The organism is Leptotrichia trevisanii DSM 22070 (assembly GCF_000482505.1).
Lineage (GTDB): Bacteria > Fusobacteriota > Fusobacteriia > Fusobacteriales > Leptotrichiaceae > Leptotrichia > Leptotrichia trevisanii.
This window is the reverse complement of the sequence record NZ_AXVL01000011.1, coordinates 1-23099: the sequence shown is the minus strand read 5'-3', so window position 1 is coordinate 23099 and position 23099 is coordinate 1. Positions and strand designations below refer to the sequence as shown.

The following is a 23099-nucleotide window of genomic DNA, read 5'->3' as shown; positions in this document are numbered from 1 at the left end:
ACTTAAACTTGACTAAAAAATATACTCAGATTAGATAAATGTCTGAGTTAGAATTAATTATTGGTATAAATATTGTGAATAGGGAGATTTATGAATATGAATTTCCCTTATTCATATAAAAAAATAAAAGGTGGTTTCTCAATGAAAGGAAAACTAATCATTGTTTCAGGGCCATCAGGCTCAGGAAAATCAACAGTCACAAACTTAGTAAAAGATAGACTAAATATCCCATTATCAATATCAGCTACAACTCGACAACCAAGAGTCGGAGAAATCGACGGAAAAGACTACTTTTTTTTAACTAGGGAAATATTTGAACAAAAAATAAAAAACGATGAATTTTATGAATATGCAAATGTTCATGGGAATTATTATGGGACATTGAAAGAAGTAGTAGAAAGCAACTTGAATAAAGGGTTAAATGTAATTCTGGAAATTGATGTTCAAGGAGCATTAATTGCAAAGAAAAAGAAAAAGGACGCTATTTTAGTGTTTTTCCGTACAAAAGATATGGAAACATTGGAAAATAGGCTTCGTAATAGAAAAACTGACAGTGAGGAAGTTATTCAGCTACGTTTAAAAAATGCGGCAAAAGAGCTGGAATATGAACCAGAATATGATTACACCATAATAAATAACGATATTGAGCAGTCTTGTAAAGAGTTAATAAATATTATTAATTCCTAAATCCCTTTAAAATCTAATTGACAAAATCAAAAAAACTTAGAGCTTAGTTAGAATAGTTATAACTCTTAAGATTGGTTTTAAAGCGATTTTACTATATAAGAGGAGAATTATAAAAATGAAAAAAGAAAAAATAACAATAGATGAACTATTGACTAAAATACCTAATAAATATGAACTTGCGATTGTTTCAGGAAAAATTGCAAAAAAGGAATTTGCTAAAGGAAAACAGAAATCAGAAATAATGGATGAAGTTTTTAAGGATATAATGGACGATGAAGTAGAAGTTCTTCGTGAAATTAACGAAGAAAATGAAGAAATTTAAAAAAATTTATTTAAAAAGTATTGACTATTTAGAAAAACAAATTATACTAATAGTGTAAATATTTTTTATGGAGCTGTTTTTTGATGGAGGAATAAAAAATAATGATATATGATGAGAAAGAGATACAAAAATTAATTGATAATTTGGATATTGTCCAAGTGATTGGAGAATATGTAAATTTAAAAAAGGCAGGTTCAAATTATAAAGGGTTATCTCCTTTTAAGGATGAAAAGACTCCATCATTCACAGTTAGCCCAGTAAAAAATATTTTTAAGGACTTTAGTACACAGATTGGTGGAAATGTAATTTCATTTTATATGAGAATCAATGACATCAGCTTTGTACAGGCGGTGGAAGAATTATCCCAAAAATATAATATTCCACTCAAAAAAAAAAGGGAATATCGGACAATTAATCAGGAAATTAACAGAAGAAAAGCTGTAAATAAAGAATATTTCGATATAATGAATGAAGCATTGGTGTTTTTTAAGGAAAATATTGAAAAATACGATGAAGCAATGGAATATATGAAAGAGCGGGATTTTTCCGTTGAAGATATGAAAAAGTTTGGAATTGGATTTGCTTCAAGTAATCGTGATGATTTATTTCAATATTTACTAAAAAAGGAATTTTCTGAAACAAAGATAATAGAGCTTGGACTTGCCAAAAGAAATGAAAATGGTGAAATTTATGATAATTTTAGAAACAGGGTAATTTTTCCTATTTATAATACTGATTCTCAAATTGTAGGATTTGGTGGGCGTATAATTGAAAAAAATAGCAATTTACCCAAATATTTAAATTCACCAGACTCGCCTATTTTTAGAAAGGGAAATGAACTTTTTGGAATAAAGTATCAAGGGGAAAATATTAGAAAAAAAGGCTTTGCAATGTTAATGGAAGGTTATCTGGACGTATTGACGGCACAGAAGAATGGCTTTGAAAATGCGGTGGCAAGTCTTGGAACGGCATTTACTGAGGAGCAGGCACAGCTTTTGAAAAAATATACGGATAAAATCCTGATTTCATATGATAACGATGAAGCTGGTAAAAATGCGATAATAAAGGCAAGTTATATTTTGAAAAAATATGATTTTGATGTAAAATGCCTTGTTATGAACGGTTCTGAAAAGGATCCAGACGAGTTTTTGAGAAAAAATGGAAAAAAGGCGTTTGTGGAAGTTGTGAAAAAATCAGAAGAAGTGTTTGATTTTTTAACTGGAGAGGCTTCAAAGGATTTGGATCTGGAAGATATAAGTGGTGAGAGAAAATTTATCGAAAGGTTAAAGCCATTTTTTTCCAATGTTACAAACAATCTTACTAAGAATCTCTATTTACAAAAATTGGCAACCAATTTTAATATTAACGAATTTATTGTAAAAGAAGAGCTGAAGGATTTATCAAAAAAAGCTCCAAGACAAAAAAAAAGAGTAAATTATGAAAATCGGAAAGTTCAATATAAAAAGGAGAAAAAAGACTTAAATATTGAGCTGGAAGAACAGACACTCACTTATATCCTGGAATTTTACAATTCTGAAAGAGAAAAGTGTGAGGAGTTATTAAATAAGAAGTTTAGTTATCCAACGTTTAATGAACTGATAGAAAAATTAACAGTGGTAAATTTTGATATAATGCAACTTGATAAAATAGATGTTTCTGAAGAAAGCAGGGAAATTATTACAAAGCTGAAGTTACGAGGGGATAACAATATAAAGGATGAGGAAATTTATTTCAGGGCGATTTATTTTGGATGGTTTAAACGGGAAATAGATGAGGAACGTGAAAAAACAGAAGAAAAGAATGATAAAATTAAGAAAATTGAGTTAAAAAAATTGTTATCAAAACTAAAGAATATTAATAAAATTGACGAAATAAAAAAAATATATAATGAATTTATATTGATAAGGAGATCCGATTATGTCTGATAAAAAACAAAATTTAAAAAATAGTCTCGCAAATTTTATAAAACAGGCACGTGAGCAAAAAGTTGTAAGTTACGAAGAAATAAATTCTGTTTTATCTATTGGATTTTCAACTGAGAAAATTGATCAGTTAATAAAAAAATTGACTGATGACGGTGTTCAAATTGTAAATACGAAAAAAGAAAAAGAGAGCTTGTTGAAAGTTCCTGATTCTCTAGCGGACATTGAAAAAATGGAAATATCAGATTTTGAAGATTCTCATGACGAATTTGTGGAGAATGAAATCGACGATTCGGAAGTGGATAAATTATTACAGACAGATCTATTGAAAATGGCGGAAAGTATGGATGTGGATGAACCAATAAAAATGTACCTGCGTGAAATTGGACAAATTCCATTACTTAGCTATGAAGAGGAAATTGACTATGCTCAAAGGGTTTTAAACGGTGAAGAAGAAGCAAAACAAAAATTAATTGAATCGAATTTAAGGCTCGTTGTAAGTATCGCAAAAAAACATACAAATCGTGGCTTGAAAATGCTGGATTTAATTCAGGAAGGTAATATGGGGCTTATGAAGGCTGTGGAAAAATTTGAATATGAAAAAGGTTTCAAGTTTTCAACTTATGCAACTTGGTGGATTAGACAGGCGATAACACGTGCAATTGCAGATCAGGGAAGAACGATAAGGATACCTGTTCATATGATTGAAACAATTAACAAAATCAAAAAAGAAAGTCGAATTATTTTACAGGAAACTGGAAAAGAGCCGACAGCGGAAGAATTAGCCGAAAAGCTGGAATTGCCAGTGGAAAAGGTAAAAAGTATTCTGGAAATGAATCAGGATCCAATTTCGCTTGAAACGCCAGTTGGAAGTGAAGAAGACAGTGAATTGGGAGATTTTGTGGAAGATGACAAATTTGCAAATCCTTATGATGCGACAACGAGAGTTCTGTTAAAGGAACAGCTTGATGAAGTTCTAAAAACATTGAATGAGCGTGAAGAAATGGTACTCAGATATAGATATGGGCTAGATGACGGTTCCCAAAAAACATTGGAGGAAGTTGGAAAAATATTCAATGTTACAAGGGAGCGTATCAGACAGATTGAGGTAAAAGCGTTAAGAAAATTAAGACATCCGAGCAGAAGAAAAAAATTGGAAGATTACAGGAGCTAAAGGTATTATTTAGCTCCTTTTAGATATTAAGACTAAGGGGAGAGAAAGAAAAATGTTAAAAAATATTTTTGAAGATATTAGAAAAAAAGGAAGTTTCAGTTTTGAAAAAATTATAGAAAATCATACGATGAATGATGATGAATTTTTTGAGTTTTTAAAATTTGTTCATTTGGAAAATATTCCAGAAGTTAGGACTTCAACTGACGGAAGTGATTTTATAGTTCTGGAGGATGAAAATATATTTATTGAAGAAAAAGATACAATAAAATTATATTTGGAAAATATAAAGGAAAAATATGAGGAACTTGAGAAAAAAAGTGAAAATGAGAAAGAAAAGGAAGAATTAATTGATAAATACTTAAAAATTGCAGTAAAAGAAAGCCTGCTTTATTCAAAATATGGATTTTCGTTTTTGGATACAGTTCAGGAAGCTACACTTGGAATTATGTCGGGCTTGAAATATTACAATGAAATTATGAAAATTACAAAGGAGCCTGAATTTTTTGTAAAAAATTTTGCTGTAAAGTATATTTTAGAATTTCAGAAGGAACTGCTAAAAGATATTAAATCATCTGAATTATCGTATATTTTATATTTGAAAGTAAAAGTTGATAAGAGTATGGGATTTTCAATGGACGAAATAAGTAAACAGATGAATGTTTCAATGGAATATATTGAACAGCTTGAAAAACTGTTTGACGAGGTGGAGCCTGAAGAGCTGATTGGAAATTCGCAGATATTGGAAAAGGCTGATAAGATTACGCAAATGTACATTTTAGAAAATATTCCAAAAAAATTGAATTATCTGGATGAGCAGATTTTGGTTATGACTTATGGACTGGATGACAAAGTTTATACGGAAAAGGAAATAGCAAAATCTTTAAATATTGCAAGCCACAACGTAAATATCTTAAAGGAAAAGGCACTTAATAAACTGTCAATTGACTTGATGAGAAATGATTTTGTGGAAAATAGTGAAGGTGTAGACTATACAATAAATTAATTAATTTATGAAAGGAAAAATTATGAAACTTTGGGAAATAATGGGAGAATTACAGACGATTTTTAGTCCAAAAATTGCAGAAAACTGGGATAATGTGGGGCTTTTGATAGGAGATAACATGAAGGAAGTGAATAAGGTATTGTTTTGTCTGGATGTTACGCAAAAAGTTGTGCAAAAGGCAATAGATAAAAATGTTGACTTAATAATTTCACATCATCCGTTAATTTTTTCAGGGTTGAAACAAATTACAAATGAAACTGTCCATGGAAGAAAAATTTTAAAATTAATCGAAAACAAAATAGCAGTTTATTCGATTCATACAAATTCGGATTTTGCAATTAATGGATTAAATGACTTTATAATGGATAAATTGAATCTGGATGGAGAAAAAATAATTTTTAATGAACGTGAATTTGATGATTATAACCCAATAAAAAATAAAATGGAATGTGTGCATAGCGGATTTGCCAGAATAAAAATATTGAATGAAGAAATGAAACTCGAAGATTTGCTTGAAAGAATAAAGGAATCGCTCGGAATAAGCTATGTAAGGTATGTTGGGAATAAAGATGCATATGTACGAAAAATTGGACTTATTACAGGTGGTGGAAGTTCGTTTATGTATGATATTGCTGATAAAATTGACGTGTTTTTGACAGGGGATTTGAGATACCATGAGGCTTTGGACGCTTTGGAAGATGGACGGATTCTCGTTGATGTGGGACACTTTGAAAGCGAATATTTGTTTGTTGATATGATGGAACAGGAAATGTCAAAATTTTTTGATGGGGAAATGATTCGGCATTTTGAAGATGAAGTATTTAAATTAGGATAAAATTATTTTAAAAATAATAGAATAAAAATTAAAAATATAAATAAAAACACTAAAAAAATTTTGAATATCCAGTACAAAGTGTTATAATACCTTTATAATTTCAAAAATTTGATAATCAAATGATTTATTATAATTTTTGGAAAGATTAAGAGAAAAGGAAGGTATTTTTATGGCAACTACTTACTCAAACTGGTATCACAAGTTTAAAGCCTTTGGACCTGGTATTCTTATGGCGTCGGCAGCTATTGGAGGTTCCCATATTGTGGCATCTACGCAAGCGGGTGCATTATATGGGTGGCAATTGGCAATTATTGTTATTTTAGTTAATATTTTTAAATATCCATTTTTCCGTTTCGGGACACAATATACATTGGAACGTAAACATTCATTAATTGAAGGATATGAAGAAAAAGGGAAAATCTATCTTTGGGTATTCTTTATTATGAATATATTTTCTGCAGTTATTAACGTAGCGGCAATTGGTATTCTGACAGCGGCAATTTTGGCAAATATCTTAAAATTGACATTTTTAAGCAGTCTTACTCCAGCGGCAATGGCCTCAATGATTAATCTGCTTACTACAATTGTTCTTGTAGGTTCACTTGCGATGCTGGTATTTGGAGGTTATAAACTGTTGGACAGTTCTTCAAAATTTATCGTTATTTCATTGACAGTTGCAACAATTGTCGCAGTTGTTATTGCATTATTTAAACAACATCCTATGGCATCTGATTTTGTTGTCCAATCTCCTTGGAAACTGACAGCGCTGCCGTTTATAGTATCACTAATGGGATGGATGCCTGCACCAATTGAAATTTCCGCAATTAATTCGATGTGGACAGTTAAAAAGCGTCAGGAAATGAAAGTACCACGTAAAATTGCAATGCTTGACTTTAACGTAGGTTATTTTGTTACGACAATATTAGCCTTTGTATTCTTGGCGCTCGGGGCATTGATTCAATATGGGACAGGTACAGCAATTAAAGGAGCAAGTGCAGCTTACATCGCCCAGTTCATTCAAATGTACTCAAGCGTTATCGGAAGCTGGTCAGGACTTCTTATTGCATTTATAGCATTTATGTGTATCTTTGGTACGACAATCACAGTTGTAGACGGTTATTCACGTGCCAATGCAGAATGCCTCAGATTAATTATGAAACAGGAGGAAGTTAAAACATCACATTTTAATATATGGATGACATTAACAGTGGCTGTGGCGATGATTATAGTATTCTTTTTTACTGGAAACGTAGCAAAAATGATGAATTTTGCAATGATATTCTCATTTGTTTCAGCTCCTGTATACTCATATCTTAACTTCTCACTTGTTAAGGATAACAACAGATTACCTGTCTGGCTGTGGTTCTTATCAGTGGCAGGAATTGTATATTTAACAGGATTTACGATATTTTTCCTTGTTTATTTGTCTGGAATTTTGAAATAATATTGTTAGTTTATAGAGGAAACCATTCTATAATATGATTTATTAATTATATTATTAGAGGGAGTTTCCTCTTTTTTGTATTTTGAAATTTGATTATAAACTATTTGTTTAAATTATCAACGTAAGTTTGTAAAGTCTTTTGAAGAAGTTTTATTTTCTTTTTACAATCTTCAGTGCTCTCGAATTCTAAATATCCTACTGTCATATATTGTCCTGCTCTAAAATATTTTTTTTGAAAATCTGATACCATGTTTTCTAATTTAGTGAAAATTTCCTTACGTTTTTCAGAAGCATTTTTTACTTTCTTTTCAAAGTCTTCTTTTGAAAGTTCTTTATTATTTATATTTCTTTTAGGAACTGAATATTTTATCGCAATTATATTTTTCTGATTATATTGTTCTATCTGTAAATAAATGTCTTCACCAGAAGTTTCCGTCAACTTATTAATTTCATTTTCACTTAATGGAAACCACCACATTCCCATAAATCCTCCTGACGAGTTATTCACATAACTCCAACTACAGTCATTTTCTCTTCCAGAAGCATGTTTTAGATAATCTTTTTCTCTTTTTAATTCTTTAAAAAATCCAATATAACAATTTGAATTCCAATCTTCTAAATTCTTTTTTTTATATGAATTTACATCTGTTTCTATGTTACTCAAATAATTACAATAATTTTCAAATATAGGATTATTAATGCTATCTGTGTATTTTCCTAATAATTCTAAAATTTTTTCTCTTTTAAATATTACATTTACACCATTTTTCCCTAATCTTTCCATGTTATCTTCATCGTATATTTTATAATATACTGTTTTTATTTGAGCTTTACTTTCATTTTCTTTTTCATTTTTTTTAGATATTAATTTTGTATATTTTTCAATCTGATTACTATGTAAACTTGTTCCCACTTTATCTTCTATTATTACATATATATCTACTACAGGATTTTTCTCATTTTCCTTAGTTATAAATTCTGTTTTGTTCTGAATTTCCAATAATACATCTATTTTCTGATATTGTCTTTTTATATTTACTTTTCTATCTCCAAGTTTTTCATCTGACATTTTTTCAATAAAGTCAGTTGCAAGCTCTTTTAATTTTTTCTCATCTTCTGATAAATTATTATCATCAAAATTTACCCAGTTGCATAACCAACATATAAAAGCATCCTGTGACAGCTCTGATGTTGCAAAATTAAAAATATTGTTTCTTTCCATTCTAAATCCCTTCTTTCTATAATATTAATTAATTTATTTAACTGAATCTTCCACAATGTAAGCAATGATATTTATGAAATTTTCATTTTCTGGATATATTTGCAGTGCCCAAAGAAATGCCCGCTCATTAAGAATATTAGTCATTATTTTAGCAATATCTTTTATCTGAGTCAATTCGATATTTTTTCCTGCTGTTATATTCAAAAATATTTTATAGGTTTTATTTTTATCAAAAGTTTCCAGCTTTAGTTTTAGATTTTGTAGGAAATCATCAAAAGTTTCTAAATTTCCTTTTTCAAAAATTACGAAAGATTTTGAGGTTTTTTGAAATACAGTTTTTAAGTCAGCTAAATCAAGAGTAACCATTCCTTTTACTGTTAAAGTTTTTGTTATTCCGTTGATTCCATTTTTTAAATCTTCGGTAGATTTGCATTTTATGATAAAGTTTGTTTTTGAATCAAATAGGTCAGTATAGCCATTTCCAATATCATAAATGCCAGTAAAAATGTCGTTTTTTTCAGTGTTTCTGATTATTTCTAAGGCAAAATTTTTATCATTTTCGAAATATGTATTTAAAATTATCAAAATTACATCTGTATCTTGAAAATTTATTTTTAAATCTTTGTAGTCATTTTTAATTGTAATAATGCTTATATTTTCATGTGTAATTATTTCTTTCTCAATAGTGCTTAGAGCTGTTTCTCCTAAACTTATAATTTTTATTTTTGATATTTTTTCCATAAATTTTCTCCTTTTTATAGAAATTTATTTTAAAATTTTGTATTCAATAACATAATCTCCCTGACTTCGTAGCCACATTTCCGCTCCAAAACTTCCATAAACTTCGATTTTTAGAGTATAAACTGTAGTTTCCCGATTATTTTCTTTAACTATTTTTTCATCCAATATTTCTGCAGTTGGAAATTTATCAAGCACATACTCGATATAGCCTCTGTATTTAAATTCTATTCTTGTAAAAGGCCCTGAGTGCATAAAATGTATATATTTTCTAAATTCACCATCTTTAAATTTTTTAGAATAATTCAAAATCTTAAATTTCTTGCCAGTATTTTCAATTTTAGTAATTCGATCAATCCTTAAAATTGCAGGGTACTCTTCTTTGTTCTCGATGTATGCAATTAAATAAAAATAATATTCTGAAAACATTATGGACAAAGGCTTTATATTGTAATTTTTACCTTGTTTATCTTTTGTAGTGTAATTTACATGTATTAATTCCTGTTTTTTTATATGCTGTGCTAAATTCCAGATAACTGTGAGCAGATTTTGTCCGTGCTGCAAAGGGATATAGTTGGATTTTTCGCTATTGATAAGACCTTTTATTGTTTCTCTGTCATTTCCTGATGAGTGATTAATTAACTTATTTATTAATGTTTGAGTTTCATTTTTGTTAAATGCCCTGCTTTCAAGTATAATTTTACTTATTGCTAAAAGCTCTTCATTGGTAAAAGAATTTTCACTATTTTCTTCAAGATAATACCCTTTTTTAGATTTGGAATACTTTATTTCTGCTCCATTTTCTTCCAAAAAATAGGTTCTCAAAGTTTCTATATCTCTTTGAACTGTTTTTATATCAACGTTAAATTCGTTAGCTAAATCAGTTCCATTTAGTATTTCCTTCTGATACAACCTTTTTATTATTTTTAGTATTCTAATTGACTTTTCTTCAGAATTTTGATTTTTTCCCGCCATAATCAAGCCTTTCGTACATTTTTTTATTCTATGCTTTAATTATAACTTTATTTCTTATTTTGTCAAATAATCAAAATTTTCTTTTCTAATCTTTTACCAAAACCAAATACCACCTTTTTTCCTTTCATCTTTAATATATTTATTGTATTCATCTTTTATATTTGAACTACCTCTCGCTTCATTAAATTTTTCTATTTTTTCTGTTATTTCATCCAATATTTTCTTTATTTTGCTCAACGAAGCATCTTTATCTACTTTTAAATAAAATAATGGAACTTCTTTCTCTTTTAAGTCAACTTCTTCCAAATAAATTTTTTGAAAATCTGGAAATATATTTTTTAATTCACATTGAACTGATTCAAACATATCTTCTTGTAATTCATCAAGATGAAACCAATTTAACACAAACAGTATATCAAATTCTCTATTTTTATTTTTTTTATATATACATTCTATAAAAAATTCATCTTTTATCCACTTTATATAGTAATCATTTCTATATACATCATAATTTTTTCTTTTTTTATCAAAATACCACTCCAAAATACTGTATAGTGCTGAAACATTAAAAGAGTCATAATCTTCTTCACTTACTTCTCGCATGAGCTGGTTATAATAACTATCAAAAATACTGTCATCAATGTCTTTTTTAAAAGTTTTAAAAAATTCTAAAAGTTTTTCTTCGTCATACATAATAATTTTTTCTCCTATTTCTTCTTTTTCATATCTAGAAATTTTATCAGGAGTAATGTATACGATTTTTATTTTATCTGTCTCATTATTTCCTAAATTTTCATATATTTTAAGTAATTGAACTAGTTCTTGATTATATTCAAAAAAATATGGTGAAAATTCGTCGTAGTCAAAACATTTGAAAAAAATATATTTTCTATTGCTCTTTTTCTTTTTATTCACAATAAATAAAAGTGTATATTCATTTAGAATTCTATTAATAAAATCCTCATAGTCCTTCCCAATATAAAAATTAGAATAACATATTTCAATATCTTTCGTATTCAGTTTCTGTCCTAAAATTTCCTCAACGAATTTTTTTGCCATATTTTTTAAAGCTTTTTTATTACTATTATTTGTAGTATCGACTTTTAACCATTTTAACATCCAATACAAAAAAATATCATTATCAAATTTCATATTGTAAAAAGCATCATTTTCAGTTAATTTTAAATTACTCATAATAATTATCTCCTTTACCTTCATAATATTTTTACATTATACTTTTTATAAAGGACATATTTTGTCTGTCTAAAAAAAAATTGTGTAATTCTCTAAATTTTAGAGTTTTACACAAATTTAAATTATTATTTTTATTTATTATTTCTTCGCAGTAATTACATAAATCGGATTTTCTGCCATCATCATGTTAAAATCCTTAACCTTTCTATTTTTACTCACGATTAACTGACAAATATCCACATCTTTAAAATCATATTTTTTGAGTTCCTCAACAGCCGTAGATATATTTTCCAGCACAATAAAATTTAGTACCAGAATTCCATTTTCCACAAGATTGTCATAAGAATATTTTATAATTTCAACCAGATTTCCTGCTGAACCTCCAATAAAAATTTTATTAAACTTTGTATTTAATTCTTTTAGTCCATCTGGAGCCATTCCTTTAATTACAGTAACATTTTTCAAATCAAATTTTTCTATATTCTTATGAATTAGCTCAACTGCCTCATCATTTCTCTCAATTACAAAAACTTTTCCGTTTCGTGCAAATCTTGCCATTTCTATGCTCACAGAACCAGTTCCGCCACCGATGTCAAGGCACACGTCATCCTCCTCCAGCTCCATTTTTCCAATGCTTACAAAACGGATTTCCTCTTTTGTCATCGGAACTTTTCCCCTTAAAAATTCCTCATCTTTTATATGATACATTTTTACTCCTTTTTTTAAGTATAGTTTAAAAAGAAAGCCAAGAATAAATCCTAACTTTCTATTTTTATTATTTTATTTTTGAATTAATTTTTTAATGCCTGAATTGGAGGAGCCACTTTTCCACCACGATTAATTAACACAGAACAATCTAAATTATTTATGTTTATAATATCTGCTTCTCCGAGAAGGCCTCCAAATACTACTCTATCTCCCGCTTTCTTTCCAGGAACGGGGATTATTCTGACTGCGGTAGTTTTGCTGTTTACCATTCCAATTGCCATTTCATCGGCTATTATTCCAGAAATTACGGCTTCTGAGGTATCACCTGGAATAGCTATCATATCAAGTCCAACAGAACATACGCAAGTCATTGCCTCCAGTTTTTCAAGTGTTAAATATCCTTTGCTTGTCGCTTCTATCATTCCCTGATCTTCGCTTACTGGGATAAATGCTCCTGTTAAGCCTCCAACACGAGTTGCAGCCATTGCTCCGCCTTTTTTCACAGCATCATTTAAAATTGCAAGTGCAAGTGTTGTTCCGTAAGCTCCAACTGCTTCTAGTCCAAATTCTTCAAGTACATTTCCGACACTGTCGCCTACCGCTGGAGTTGGTGCAAGTGATAAGTCAATTATTCCAAATTCAACGCCAAGTCTTTCGGCAACTTCTTTTCCGATTAATTCACCCATTCTTGTGATTTTGAAACTTACTTTTTTAATTGCTTCTGTTATTTCATCAATTTTTGCAGTTTTTGAAATGTTAGCAAGCGTGTGTCTTACAACTCCTGGCCCGCTGATTCCCACATTTAGCACAACATCTGGATTTTCTACACCATGAAATGCACCCGCCATAAATGGATTATCTGGAACAGCATTTGTAAATACGACAAATTTTGCGGCTGCCAGTCCGTCTGCCTCTTTGGAAAGTTCAGCTAACTCTTTTACAGTTTTTCCCATCATTTTTACAGCATCCAAGTTAATTCCTGACTTTGTAGAGCCTACATTTACAGAAGAGCAAACCCTGTCTGTTTCAGAGAGTGCCTTTGGAATGCTGTTTATCAGCTTAACATCACTTTTTGTAAACCCTTTGTCCACGAGAGCCGAAAATCCTCCAATAAAGTCAATTCCTATTGTTTTTGCTGCTTTATCCAATGCCTTTGCGAAAATTGTGTAATCTTCGGCATTTGTCGCATTCCCGATTATTGAAATTGGAGTGACTGAAACTCTTTTGTTAATAATTGGCATATTATATTTGCTTGCCACCTCATCGGCAATTCTTACCAGATCTTTTCCATTTTCTGTAATTTTGTTATAAATATTTTCCGCTGTTTTTATGGCATCTGTATCAATGCAGTCAAGCAGGCTTATTCCCATTGTGACAGTTCTCACATCAAGATGTTGCATTTCTACCATATCTATTGTTTCCAGTATCTCATCAGGTAATAAATTCATTTTTCCCTCCTAAAATTCTTAAATAATTGCTTTTGAAAAATTCTGAAAAAATTATATTCTGTGCATTGCCTTGAAAATATTTTCATGCTGTAAGTAAACTCTTACTCCAATTTTTTCCTCAACATCCTTAAATTTTTCCTGTAATGCTTTCATATCTGTATTTTTAGGAGCTTCCACAAGCATAATCATCGCAAAAATATTATTTTCAAATACCTTTTGTGTTATGTCGATAATATTCAAGCTAAGTTCACTTAATTTTGTCGATACATTTGCGACAATTCCTGTTTTGTCGGCTCCAATAACCGTAATAACAATTCTATCGTTCATTCCGATACCTCCTAGCAGATTTATTACTCTTAATATGTTAAATTATCGCATAAATTTAGGCATTTAGCAAGCAGGAAATTTTACTTTGCCTTTAAAATTATAAAAAAACTTATTTGTTGATATTTATTGTTTAAAGTGATATAATTTGAAAAACTTGGATTTACATAAAATCATGCGAGGAGGAAAATAAAAAATGAATTTTTGGAACTTTTTAAAAAGAGCTTTAATTTTTACATTAAAAGAAATATATTCATTTTTTCTAAAACTTTCGTTATTTATATTTATAATTTTTATTATTGGAATTTCTGCAATTGCAATTTTTAGTTCCAAAGATAAGAACGAAAGAATGAAAAAAAGCTATGAATACATACTTTTTAATGTTTCTGATGTTACAGAAGATAAAATTGTCGGTTCAAACTTTCTGTCAGATGAAAAATTGTCATATATGGATATTTTAAATAGCCTGGATGATATAAAGAATAATAAACAGGTAAAGGGAGTTATTATTGCCTTGGACACAATAAATCTATCATCTGCAAAAGTAGAGGAATTATCTAAAAAATTTGAAGAATTAAAGGCAAATAATAAAAAAATATATGCTTTTGGAGCTTATATTACGAATGCCAATTATAAATTAGCTTCTATTGCAAATGAAGTGGTTATGGTGCCTTCCACATCGGCGAACCTTGATTTGACGGGATACCATTATTCAGATATTTATTATAAGGGACTATTTGATAAACTTGGGGTAAATATGGAAGTTGTCCGTATTGGAAATTACAAGTCTTATGGGGAAAATTATACTGGAAATGAAATGACGCCTGAATTGCGTTCCGAATTGACTAGAATCTTGGAAAATAGATATGGGAAATTTGTGACTGATATTTCCAAGAATCGTAAAATTGATAAAAATGTTTTAAATAATGATATTGTAAATGGAAATGATGTGAACTTGACACCATTTGCTGCACGTGATAAAAATTTTGTTGATAAACTTGAGCATTTTTCTGATTTTACAAAACGTCTGAATATAAGGGAAGACAATGTTGCGGATATTTATGACTATTATGAAAAAAGAGTAAGAGATGAAAAAGTAGGAAATTCAAGAAATGGAACAATAGCTGTAATTTATGCCGAAGGTTCAATTTTATATGATCCAACTGATGTTACAGAAGGCGTAATAACCCCGGATAACATACTTCAAAAAGTACAAAAAGCTATGCAGACTAAAAATTTAAGAGGAATTGTGTTGCGTGTAAATTCAGGTGGAGGTTCAGCACTTGCCTCTGAAATAATTTATCAGGAACTGACAAAACTGAATATTCCAATCTATGTATCAATGTCTGATACAACCGCCTCTGGAGGTTATTACATCTCAATGGCAGGAAACAAGGTTTTTGCCAACAATGCCACAATTACAGGTTCAATTGGTGTAGTTTCAATGGTTCCAAAACTTTATAATGCACAGGATAAATTTGGAGTTCATTCAAATTCAGTATCAAAAGGTAAATATTCTGACATTTATGACAGTTTTACGCCACTATCTGAAGAATCCCGTGCCAAAATCATTCAATCAATGCAGGAAACATATAAGGAATTCAAATCCCGTGTTTCCAAAAATCGTAAAATGGATGAAAATACTCTTGAAGGCTATGCACAAGGAAAAATCTGGCTAGGGGATGAAGCCAAAAACATAAATCTGGTTGATGGAATCGCAAGTCTTGATGAAGTTATAAAAATAATGGCAAAAGACTTGAATTTACGTAATAATTATGCTGTGGAAAATATTTATCTGGAGGAGGATTTTTCTCAAAAATTAAAATCACTTACAAAAATGGTTACAGAAAAATTCAGTCTGTCTACACAGCTGCAAAAAAATATTCCACAAGCCAAAAAAGCATTTAACGAATACGACTTTGCGGTACAAAATCAAAATAAACCACTATATTATTTAACATATAAATTAAATTTGTATTAAAAATAAACGGAGTAAAAGTGAAAATTGTTTGTATGACGGGACAATTTTTATTAAAAAGCTCCGTTTTTCACTTATTTATTTTTGATAAATTTCATAAAATATAGTATAATAAAAACAAGAATTTATAATAATTTAATTTTCACAAAATATGGAACAGTAAAATTACTTTAAAATCAGAGTTTTGCCTAATTTGAAGTAATCTGATTTTAAAAGTTTGAGTATAATTTGAAACAAGGAGGAAAAATGATTTATTTGGATAATTCAGCCAGCACAAAGCCACGTAAGGAAGTTATAGATGTGTTAGTTCAGACGTTGGAGGAAAATTATGCAAATCCTGATGCAATTCACGATTTTTCCCATAAAATTCTATTAAAGATAAAAAATGCCAAAAAGACGGTAGCTGATTATTTAAAAGTGGAAGCTGACAGAATTTACTTTACAGCAGGCGGCGGAGATGGTAACAACCTTGTATTGCAGGGAATTATTAATGCAAATTCACGTACAAAAAAACATCTAGTTACAACAAAAATTGAACACCCGTCAGTTTATGAGGTGTTTAGACATTATGAAAATATAGGCTTTGAAGTGGATTATCTGAATGTGGATAAGGATGGATTCGTAAATCTTGAGGAACTTGAAAATGCGATTAGGGAAGATACAGCAATAGTTTCGATTGGGGCAGTAAATAGTGAAACTGGAGCGATTCAGGACTTGAAGAAAATTTCTGGGATTATTCATAGAAAAAGTAAGGATACATATTTTCATACTGATTTTGTGCAGGGATTAGGATGTACAAACATAAAATTTGACAAAATTCCTGTGGATGCAATAACGGTAAGCGGGCATAAAATTTATGCGCCAAAAGGAATTGGAGCAGTTTATATAAATAAACGTGTAAAAATAACAGATGTAATTTTTGGCTCAAATGCTGAAAATGGTATTGTGAAAAGAACAATGCCTACGGAACTGATTCTGGCGTTTGCAAAGGCTGTGGAAATTTTGACAAAGGAAGAAAAAAAGGAAATGGAGTATTCGCAAAAATTAAAGGAAATGCTTGCAGATAAAATTTCTGAAAAAATTACAAATATAAAATTTAATTCCTTGCTTAGTCCCCAAAAATCAAGTCCAAAAGTATTGAATGTATCGTTTAACGGTACAAAAGGCGAGGTGTTGACACATTTTTTAGGAATGTACCAGATTTATGTTTCCACAGGCTCGGCCTGTTCATCAAAAAAAGGGAACAGCAGAATACTTGAAGTTATGGGACTTACTCAATCAGAGCTGGATGGAGCGATAAGATTCAGTTTTTCACGGGACAATACGGAAGAAGAAATTGATGAAGTTGTGAAAAGACTGAAGGAAAGTGTGGAAAGAATAAGGAAAATGAGATAATATTTTTTTATTTGAAAATAGAAAGGAAAGAGATGAACAATTATACTGATAAAAATTTATTGAATGCGGTAGGGCTTTCATACGGGGAGTTATCGCTAAAGGGGAAAAATAGAGGGCAATTTGAAAAGAAATTAAGAAATAAAATTAATAAGGTGCTAAAGGGATTTGATTATCAATTATTTGATGATTTGTCAAAACTATATGTCTTAATAAATCCTGAAAATTTAGATGAAGTGACAGATAAGTTAAAAAAAGTTTTTGGAATAGTCGGACTTAATCAGTCGGCAAAAGTTGAAAGAAATGATGAATTTATAAAGGAAAAAGTATTAGAATTTGCAAACTATGCTTATGAAAATGGAGCCAGAACCTTTAAAATAACGGTTAACCGAAGTAACAAGGGATTTGAGAAAAAATCTATGGACTATGCACGTGAACTTGGAGGACATGTACTTGTAAACAGTCCGTTTGAAAAAGTTAAAATGAAAGATCCAGATGTTATGATAAATATAGACATTAGAAAAAATGTTTATATTTACACAGATAGAATAAAAACTTATGGAGGACTTCCTCTTGGATCAACAGGAAAGGGGCTTGTTCTGTTATCGGGTGGAATAGATAGTCCAGTTGCTTCATTCATGATGGCAAAAAGAGGGATGAGATTAAACTTCATCACATTTCACAGCTTTCCGTTCACAAGCCGACAGGCTCTTGAAAAAGTAAAGGAACTGACTGACATTTTATCACTTTATGTTGGAAAAACGAGACTTTACTCGTTAAATATACTAAAAATTCAGGAAGCGATAAATACTCAGACAAAAAAAGATTTGGCTACAATTTTAACAAGACGGGCTATGATGCGTCTAGCTGAAAGATTGTCGAATACTATGCAGTATCAGGCTTTAATTACAGGAGAAAGTCTTGGGCAAGTTGCTTCACAGACAATGGGAGGACTTACGTGTACAAATGCTTCTGTAGAAAAATTGCCAGTATTTAGGCCTCTTATTGGAATGGACAAGACGGAAATAATTGAAATTGCAAAGGAAATAGAGACTTATGAGAAATCCATTGAACCGTATGAGGATTCGTGTGTAATTTTTGCTCCAAAACATCCAGTTACAAATCCTAAGCTGAAAGATGTGCTGGCAGAAGAGGCAAAAATTGAAAATTATGATGAAATTATGGATGAAATTTTTGAAGAAAAGGAATATTTTAATTTTGGATAAATTTAAACAAAAATAAAAGTATAATGGAGAAAAATTTATGAAAGAAAAGAAAGATTTTCAAAAACAGAAAAAAGAGGTAAAAGAAGGTAGGTTTAAGAAAAAATTAGATGAAATAAAAAGAATGATTTATTTGATTTACAGAAATTACCGTGATGGAGAAACGCAGATACTTGCAATTTCCTTGACTTATTATTCGCTTCTTGCAATTTTCCCGGTAGTTGCCCTTGTATTAGGAATTACAAAGGGATTTGGACTGGATAAAATATTTATACAGAAGTTTTTTGAGTTATGGCCAGGAAATAACAGCTTTTTAAGAGCAATTGTGGATGTTGCCCAAAGGCTTCTTTTGTCTACGGAAAGTAGCATATTAACTGGGGTTGGGATTGTTATTTTAATTTATTCGGCAGTAAAAGTTTTAATAACATTGGAAAATTCATTTAATAAAATATGGAAAATAAATAAAAAAAGATCAATTACGAGAAGAGTTGTTGACTATATTGCAATTATATTTTTAGGGCCAATATTTTTTGTGCTGTTATCAGCTTTAAATTCAGTAGCAGTCGAAGAAATCGCAAAACATTTTTCTGAAAATGTAGTAATTATGAACTTATTCATCGGATTATTCGGGCCTGCGACGTACATTATCCTGTTCAGCTATTTATTTTACATCATTCCAAATACAAATGTGAAAGTAAAGCCAGCTGTTTATGCAGGAGTTGTAACAACATTACTTACTTTTGGATGGAAATTGCTGTTTTTATTATTACAGTCGTCAATTACAAGATACAATATAATTTATGGAAGTTTAGCATTAATCCCTATTTTCTTAATCTGGGTACAGTATGTCTGGGTAACAATTCTGCTTGGTGCACAAATAGCCTTTTCAATTCAGACATCTGATGAATTTTTATACAGCGAAAAAATTGAAATGCCGATAAAAGTAAAAAGAGAAGCTGGAATTTTAATTTTATCCTTGATTATTAAAAATTTTGTTGAAAAAAAGGAATCTTTTACATATCAAAAATTAACGGATAGATTGGGAATGGAAGTGTTCTTTGTAAAAGAAGTTCTGTCGGACTTGGAAAAAATGGGATTTATCAATGAAGTCTTTTATGATAAAAATTCAGACAGCCAGTATCAAGTTGCATATAGCCCAGAGTCCATAACAATTAGAGAATTTATGAGAAAATTTGATACAAAGAATATCGAATATTATGAAAATATTTTTGACAATCTGAATGGGGAAGATCAAAAACTTCTTGAAAAAATAAGAGAAAAGTTGGCAATGAAAAAAATAGAAAGTCCTGAACCAGAGTTTGAAAGTGACAATACACCTGAAAAAGAGGAAGCATCTTATTCAGAATCAGGACAGTCTGAACATTTTCAAAATCCGATAAAATCAAGAAAATCTAAAGAATTAACAATAGATTTTCAAATTTCAAAACAAAAAAATGAAAATTCACAAGTAAAAGATTCTCCAAAAATAATACGAAAAGAAAAAATCAATCGTGAACCTGAAGCTCAAACTTCTAAAACAGAAGATAAAAATTCTGAAAATACACAAAAAAAAGTGAGATATGAAGACGGAACTTGGAAATTCTTTTAATTAGAAAAGAGGAATAAAAATGATAGCAATAATAGTAATTATCGCAATAATAAATATCCTTACAGTCGTTGGAACAATTATTTTTCTTAATAAAAAAAATATTGAAAATGAAGAAAAAATGCTGTTAAACCAAATTAATGAAAATAATCGCCAAAATTTTGAGGAAAATAAGAAAAAATTTGATGAAATTGAAAAAACAATAAGTCTTAATACAAAAAATAATTTGCTAGAAGGAGTAAGTAATTTAGGAAACATATTATCTGCAAACAATGAAAAATTACTTTTAAGATTTAACGAATTAGGACAAAATTTAAGTGGCACAATGAACGACAATAACCAGTTATTATCCAAAAATCATACTGAAAACAGTCAACTTCTAACTTCCAGCATGAATAATAACATTCAAAAACTGTCAGTTCGATTAAATGAAAACAATACAGCATTAACAGGTGTAATGAATGAAAATAATCATAATTTGACAAAAAATATAAACGAGTTCAAGGATGGACTTACTCAAAATATAAATGAAAATTTTGAAAAATTAAGCCAGAAAATTGAAAACAGGCTTGATGTAATGAATATGAAAGTGGAAGAACGTTTATCAAAAGGATTTGAGGAAACGACAAAAACCTTTGGAAGTGTGTTAGAGCGTTTGAGTAAGATTGACGAGGCACAGAAAAAAATAGAAGCGTTATCAAGTAATGTTGTTTCGCTTCAAGATATTTTAACTGATAAAAAAAGCCGTGGAATTTTTGGGGAAATCCAGCTTTATCAAATATTATCTTCAGTTTTTGGAGAAAAAAACGACAAACTTTATCAGAAACAATACAAACTTTCAAATGGAACAATTGTTGATTCCATTATTTTCACTCCAGAACCACTTGGAAATATCACAGTTGATTCAAAATTTCCATTGGAAAATTATAGAAAAATGTATAATAATGAATTATCTCAAATTGAAAGGGAAAATGCCAGAAAAGATTTTGTAAGTGATTTAAAAAAACATATAGATGCAATTTCCTCAAAATATATAATAAAAAATGAAACGAGTGAACAGGCAATATTATTTCTCCCTGCTGAAGCAATTTTTGCCGAAATAAATGCTTACCATACAGATATAATAGAATATGCCTACAAAAAAAATGTACGAATAGCCTCACCAACAACATTAATTTCAGTATTGACAGTAATTCAAGTTATGATGACAAACTTGGAACGTGACAAATACGCAAATATAATCCAGCAGGAATTGGAAAAATTGAATACTGAATTTACAAGATACCGTACTCGTTGGGACAATCTCCAAAAAGACATTGAAAAAGTTTCCAAAGATGTAAAAGAGATTAACACAACTTCAAATAAAATAAGCAAAAGATTTACAGAGATTTCAAATGCAAAATTTGAAGAAAAAATAGGAAATAATAATGCAGAAAATTTAAAGATTTTAGAAATTGAAGAATAAATGAATCTGATAAAATTTAACAAAAAAGTTATACTAAATCCCATTTAAAATTAAATTTTATATATTTGCACTAAATTTTGTAAAAAAAACAGTTTTAGCCAATTTCTACTATATTAAATGGGAAATAGTATTAGTTCAAAAAGGAGAAAAAATAAAAAATGCAAAAAAATGGAATAATATTTGGAAAATTTTATCCACTGCACATTGGACATGTTGATTTTATCCAAAGAGCCAGCGGTTATGTAGAAAATTTGTATGTTGTTGTATGTACCGATGACGACAGGGACAAAAAATTATTTAAAGAATCAAAGATGAAGAAAATGCCAACCATAAAAGATAGAATCAGATTTGTAGAAAAAACTTTTAAACATCAGAAAAACATAAAAATAATACATCTTGCAGAAGATGGAATCCCATTTTATCCAAATGGCTGGAAATTATGGAGTGAGAGGGTACAGGAAACTCTTTTAAAAAATAAAATTAAAGTGGATGTAATTTTTACAAATGAAACTCAAGATGTGGAAAACTATAAAAATAATTTTTTAACATTGTCAAATTTTGAAAAAACTTTCAATAAAAATTTAGAAATTCAATTAATAGACATAAATAGAAACAATTTTCATATCAGTGCAACTGAAATAAGAAAAAACCCATACAAAAACTGGTTTTTTATCCCAAAATATGTAAGGGAATTTTTTGTCTTAAAAGTAGCAATAATCGGTTCAGAACACTCGGGAAAAACTAATTTAACTCATAAATTATCCAATTACTACAACACAACTTATGTAAAAGAATATAGAAAAGAGTATATAAAGGAAGAATTGCAGAATCACATAGAAAATATCCAATACTCTGATTACAGCGATATCGCTTATGAACACAATAGAAGAATATTGGAATCTATCAAAAATGCCGATAAACTAACTTTTATAGATACCGAATTTTCCTCCTTGCAAACTTTTTCAATAACTCAAAATCATCAAAAAAATCTAGTAATAGAAGATTTCATTAAACATAGTAACTTTGATATTCTAATATACATTGAAAAAAAATCGAATTCAAAAAATGAAAAATCTGAATTTGATAACATATTACAATGTTTACTTGAAAAAAATAATCAAAAATTTATAAAACTATTTTATAAAAATAACAAAAGTCTTACAGAAAATTACATGAAAAGCATCGAAATATTAAATAAATATCTTGAAATAAACTAAAATAATTTATTGAAACAATAGTTTAAAAATCAAGAAATAATAAGCACTTTCTAAGAAATAAAAAACAGACTGCGAATGAAAATATGAAAAAATCCAAATAAAATGAAAAAAAGTAGTTGACAAAGAAATCTAATTATGATAATATATATCCTGTCGATACGAAATGTGTCGCAGGACAATTGAGATAAGAATAGAAGAAGCAACAATGTGTAAAAGATAAAT

General features: G+C 29.4%; 20 protein-coding genes. 13 read left to right on the top strand and 7 right to left on the bottom strand.

Annotated elements, in window-relative coordinates; genetic code table 11:
- The first annotated feature begins 141 nt into the window (after positions 1–141).
- The 7 genes from gmk to K324_RS0103605 all read left to right on the top strand — a co-directional run bounded on the left by gmk (position 142) and on the right by K324_RS0103605 (position 7387).
- Positions 142–687, top strand: a complete 546-nt coding sequence (gmk, locus tag K324_RS0103635; RefSeq protein WP_026747964.1) for a guanylate kinase — start codon at positions 142–144, stop codon at positions 685–687.
- A 115-nt stretch (positions 688–802) separates the two neighbouring features.
- On the top strand, positions 803–1009 hold the full coding sequence (gene rpoZ, locus K324_RS0103630; RefSeq protein ID WP_026747963.1) for a DNA-directed RNA polymerase subunit omega: 207 nt from the start codon (positions 803–805) through the stop codon (positions 1007–1009).
- Between the two features lie 101 nt (positions 1010–1110).
- Positions 1111–2934: a DNA primase gene (gene dnaG / locus K324_RS0103625; protein WP_026747962.1), complete on the top strand. Its 1824-nt coding sequence runs from the start codon at positions 1111–1113 to the stop codon at positions 2932–2934.
- Positions 2927–4105, top strand: a complete 1179-nt coding sequence (gene rpoD / locus K324_RS0103620; protein WP_026747961.1) for an RNA polymerase sigma factor RpoD — start codon at positions 2927–2929, stop codon at positions 4103–4105. The genes dnaG and rpoD overlap by 8 nt, the downstream gene beginning before the upstream one ends.
- Positions 4106–4157: 52 nt before the next feature.
- Complete coding sequence (locus K324_RS0103615; protein WP_026747960.1) at positions 4158–5108, top strand: sigma-70 family RNA polymerase sigma factor; 951 nt, start codon at positions 4158–4160, stop codon at positions 5106–5108.
- 22 nt (positions 5109–5130) lie between these two features.
- A complete protein-coding gene (locus K324_RS0103610) occupies positions 5131–5943 on the top strand; it encodes a Nif3-like dinuclear metal center hexameric protein (protein WP_026747959.1) in 813 nt (270 codons plus the stop codon).
- Between the two features lie 169 nt (positions 5944–6112).
- On the top strand, positions 6113–7387 hold the full coding sequence (locus K324_RS0103605; protein WP_026747958.1) for an NRAMP family divalent metal transporter: 1275 nt from the start codon (positions 6113–6115) through the stop codon (positions 7385–7387).
- Between the two features lie 100 nt (positions 7388–7487).
- Here the strand turns inward: K324_RS0103605 and K324_RS0103600 are convergent, their stop codons facing one another.
- From K324_RS0103600 to K324_RS0103570, 7 genes are all read right to left on the bottom strand, one after another.
- Positions 7488–8609 (bottom strand): hypothetical protein, encoded by a 1122-nt coding sequence (locus K324_RS0103600; protein ID WP_026747957.1) that lies wholly within the window; start codon positions 8607–8609, stop codon positions 7488–7490.
- A gap of 33 nt (positions 8610–8642) precedes the next feature.
- Positions 8643–9350, bottom strand: coding sequence for an FtsZ/tubulin family protein (locus K324_RS0103595; RefSeq protein WP_026747956.1), 708 nt, complete (start codon positions 9348–9350; stop codon positions 8643–8645).
- Positions 9351–9374: 24 nt separating this feature from the next.
- Positions 9375–10322, bottom strand: a complete 948-nt coding sequence (locus K324_RS0103590) for a helix-turn-helix transcriptional regulator (RefSeq protein ID WP_026747955.1) — start codon at positions 10320–10322, stop codon at positions 9375–9377.
- 93 nt (positions 10323–10415) lie between these two features.
- The gene (locus K324_RS0103585; protein WP_026747954.1) at positions 10416–11516 is read right to left on the bottom strand and encodes a hypothetical protein; all 1101 of its coding nucleotides are present in this window, start codon (positions 11514–11516) and stop codon (positions 10416–10418) included.
- A 138-nt stretch (positions 11517–11654) separates the two neighbouring features.
- Complete coding sequence (cbiT, locus tag K324_RS0103580; RefSeq protein ID WP_026747953.1) at positions 11655–12224, bottom strand: precorrin-6Y C5,15-methyltransferase (decarboxylating) subunit CbiT; 570 nt, start codon at positions 12222–12224, stop codon at positions 11655–11657.
- 83 nt (positions 12225–12307) lie between these two features.
- Complete coding sequence (locus K324_RS0103575; protein WP_026747952.1) at positions 12308–13672, bottom strand: PFL family protein; 1365 nt, start codon at positions 13670–13672, stop codon at positions 12308–12310.
- 51 nt (positions 13673–13723) lie between these two features.
- Complete coding sequence (locus tag K324_RS0103570; RefSeq protein WP_026747951.1) at positions 13724–13999, bottom strand: ACT domain-containing protein; 276 nt, start codon at positions 13997–13999, stop codon at positions 13724–13726.
- Between the two features lie 193 nt (positions 14000–14192).
- Between K324_RS0103570 and sppA the strand changes: the two genes are divergently transcribed.
- The 6 genes from sppA to nadR all read left to right on the top strand — a co-directional run bounded on the left by sppA (position 14193) and on the right by nadR (position 22877).
- Complete coding sequence (gene sppA / locus K324_RS0103565) at positions 14193–15977, top strand: signal peptide peptidase SppA (RefSeq protein WP_026747950.1); 1785 nt, start codon at positions 14193–14195, stop codon at positions 15975–15977.
- A gap of 243 nt (positions 15978–16220) precedes the next feature.
- A complete protein-coding gene (locus tag K324_RS0103560; protein ID WP_026747949.1) occupies positions 16221–17369 on the top strand; it encodes a cysteine desulfurase family protein in 1149 nt (382 codons plus the stop codon).
- A 32-nt stretch (positions 17370–17401) separates the two neighbouring features.
- Positions 17402–18592, top strand: a complete 1191-nt coding sequence (gene thiI / locus K324_RS0103555) for a tRNA uracil 4-sulfurtransferase ThiI (protein ID WP_026747948.1) — start codon at positions 17402–17404, stop codon at positions 18590–18592.
- 37 nt (positions 18593–18629) lie between these two features.
- Positions 18630–20198, top strand: a complete 1569-nt coding sequence (locus K324_RS0103550) for a YihY/virulence factor BrkB family protein (RefSeq protein WP_026747947.1) — start codon at positions 18630–18632, stop codon at positions 20196–20198.
- A gap of 19 nt (positions 20199–20217) precedes the next feature.
- Entirely contained in the window at positions 20218–21660 is a 1443-nt protein-coding gene (locus K324_RS0103545) for a DNA recombination protein RmuC (RefSeq protein ID WP_026747946.1), read from the top strand.
- A gap of 158 nt (positions 21661–21818) precedes the next feature.
- Positions 21819–22877, top strand: coding sequence for a multifunctional transcriptional regulator/nicotinamide-nucleotide adenylyltransferase/ribosylnicotinamide kinase NadR (gene nadR / locus K324_RS0103540; protein WP_026747945.1), 1059 nt, complete (start codon positions 21819–21821; stop codon positions 22875–22877).
- The last annotated feature ends 222 nt before the right edge of the window (positions 22878–23099 follow it).

Excerpts from the sequence above, each read along its gene's own strand:
- K324_RS0103550 (WP_026747947.1), top strand. The coding sequence starts at position 18,630 with ATGAAAGAAAAGAAAGATTTTCAAAAACAGAAAAAAGAGGTAAAAGAA.
- K324_RS0103615 (WP_026747960.1), top strand. The coding sequence starts at position 4,158 with ATGTTAAAAAATATTTTTGAAGATATTAGAAAAAAAGGAAGTTTCAGT.
- K324_RS0103600 (WP_026747957.1), bottom strand. The coding sequence starts at position 8,609 with ATGGAAAGAAACAATATTTTTAATTTTGCAACATCAGAGCTGTCACAG.
- thiI (WP_026747948.1), top strand. The coding sequence starts at position 17,402 with ATGAACAATTATACTGATAAAAATTTATTGAATGCGGTAGGGCTTTCA.
- K324_RS0103590 (WP_026747955.1), bottom strand. The coding sequence starts at position 10,322 with ATGGCGGGAAAAAATCAAAATTCTGAAGAAAAGTCAATTAGAATACTA.
- cbiT (WP_026747953.1), bottom strand. The coding sequence starts at position 12,224 with ATGTATCATATAAAAGATGAGGAATTTTTAAGGGGAAAAGTTCCGATG.
- K324_RS0103595 (WP_026747956.1), bottom strand. The coding sequence starts at position 9,350 with ATGGAAAAAATATCAAAAATAAAAATTATAAGTTTAGGAGAAACAGCT.
- gmk (WP_026747964.1), top strand. The coding sequence starts at position 142 with ATGAAAGGAAAACTAATCATTGTTTCAGGGCCATCAGGCTCAGGAAAA.
- K324_RS0103575 (WP_026747952.1), bottom strand. The coding sequence starts at position 13,672 with ATGAATTTATTACCTGATGAGATACTGGAAACAATAGATATGGTAGAA.
- K324_RS0103545 (WP_026747946.1), top strand. The coding sequence starts at position 20,218 with ATGATAGCAATAATAGTAATTATCGCAATAATAAATATCCTTACAGTC.
- K324_RS0103585 (WP_026747954.1), bottom strand. The coding sequence starts at position 11,516 with ATGAGTAATTTAAAATTAACTGAAAATGATGCTTTTTACAATATGAAA.
- rpoD (WP_026747961.1), top strand. The coding sequence starts at position 2,927 with ATGTCTGATAAAAAACAAAATTTAAAAAATAGTCTCGCAAATTTTATA.
- dnaG (WP_026747962.1), top strand. The coding sequence starts at position 1,111 with ATGATATATGATGAGAAAGAGATACAAAAATTAATTGATAATTTGGAT.
- K324_RS0103605 (WP_026747958.1), top strand. The coding sequence starts at position 6,113 with ATGGCAACTACTTACTCAAACTGGTATCACAAGTTTAAAGCCTTTGGA.
- rpoZ (WP_026747963.1), top strand. The coding sequence starts at position 803 with ATGAAAAAAGAAAAAATAACAATAGATGAACTATTGACTAAAATACCT.
- nadR (WP_026747945.1), top strand. The coding sequence starts at position 21,819 with ATGCAAAAAAATGGAATAATATTTGGAAAATTTTATCCACTGCACATT.
- K324_RS0103570 (WP_026747951.1), bottom strand. The coding sequence starts at position 13,999 with ATGAACGATAGAATTGTTATTACGGTTATTGGAGCCGACAAAACAGGA.
- sppA (WP_026747950.1), top strand. The coding sequence starts at position 14,193 with ATGAATTTTTGGAACTTTTTAAAAAGAGCTTTAATTTTTACATTAAAA.
- K324_RS0103560 (WP_026747949.1), top strand. The coding sequence starts at position 16,221 with ATGATTTATTTGGATAATTCAGCCAGCACAAAGCCACGTAAGGAAGTT.
- K324_RS0103610 (WP_026747959.1), top strand. The coding sequence starts at position 5,131 with ATGAAACTTTGGGAAATAATGGGAGAATTACAGACGATTTTTAGTCCA.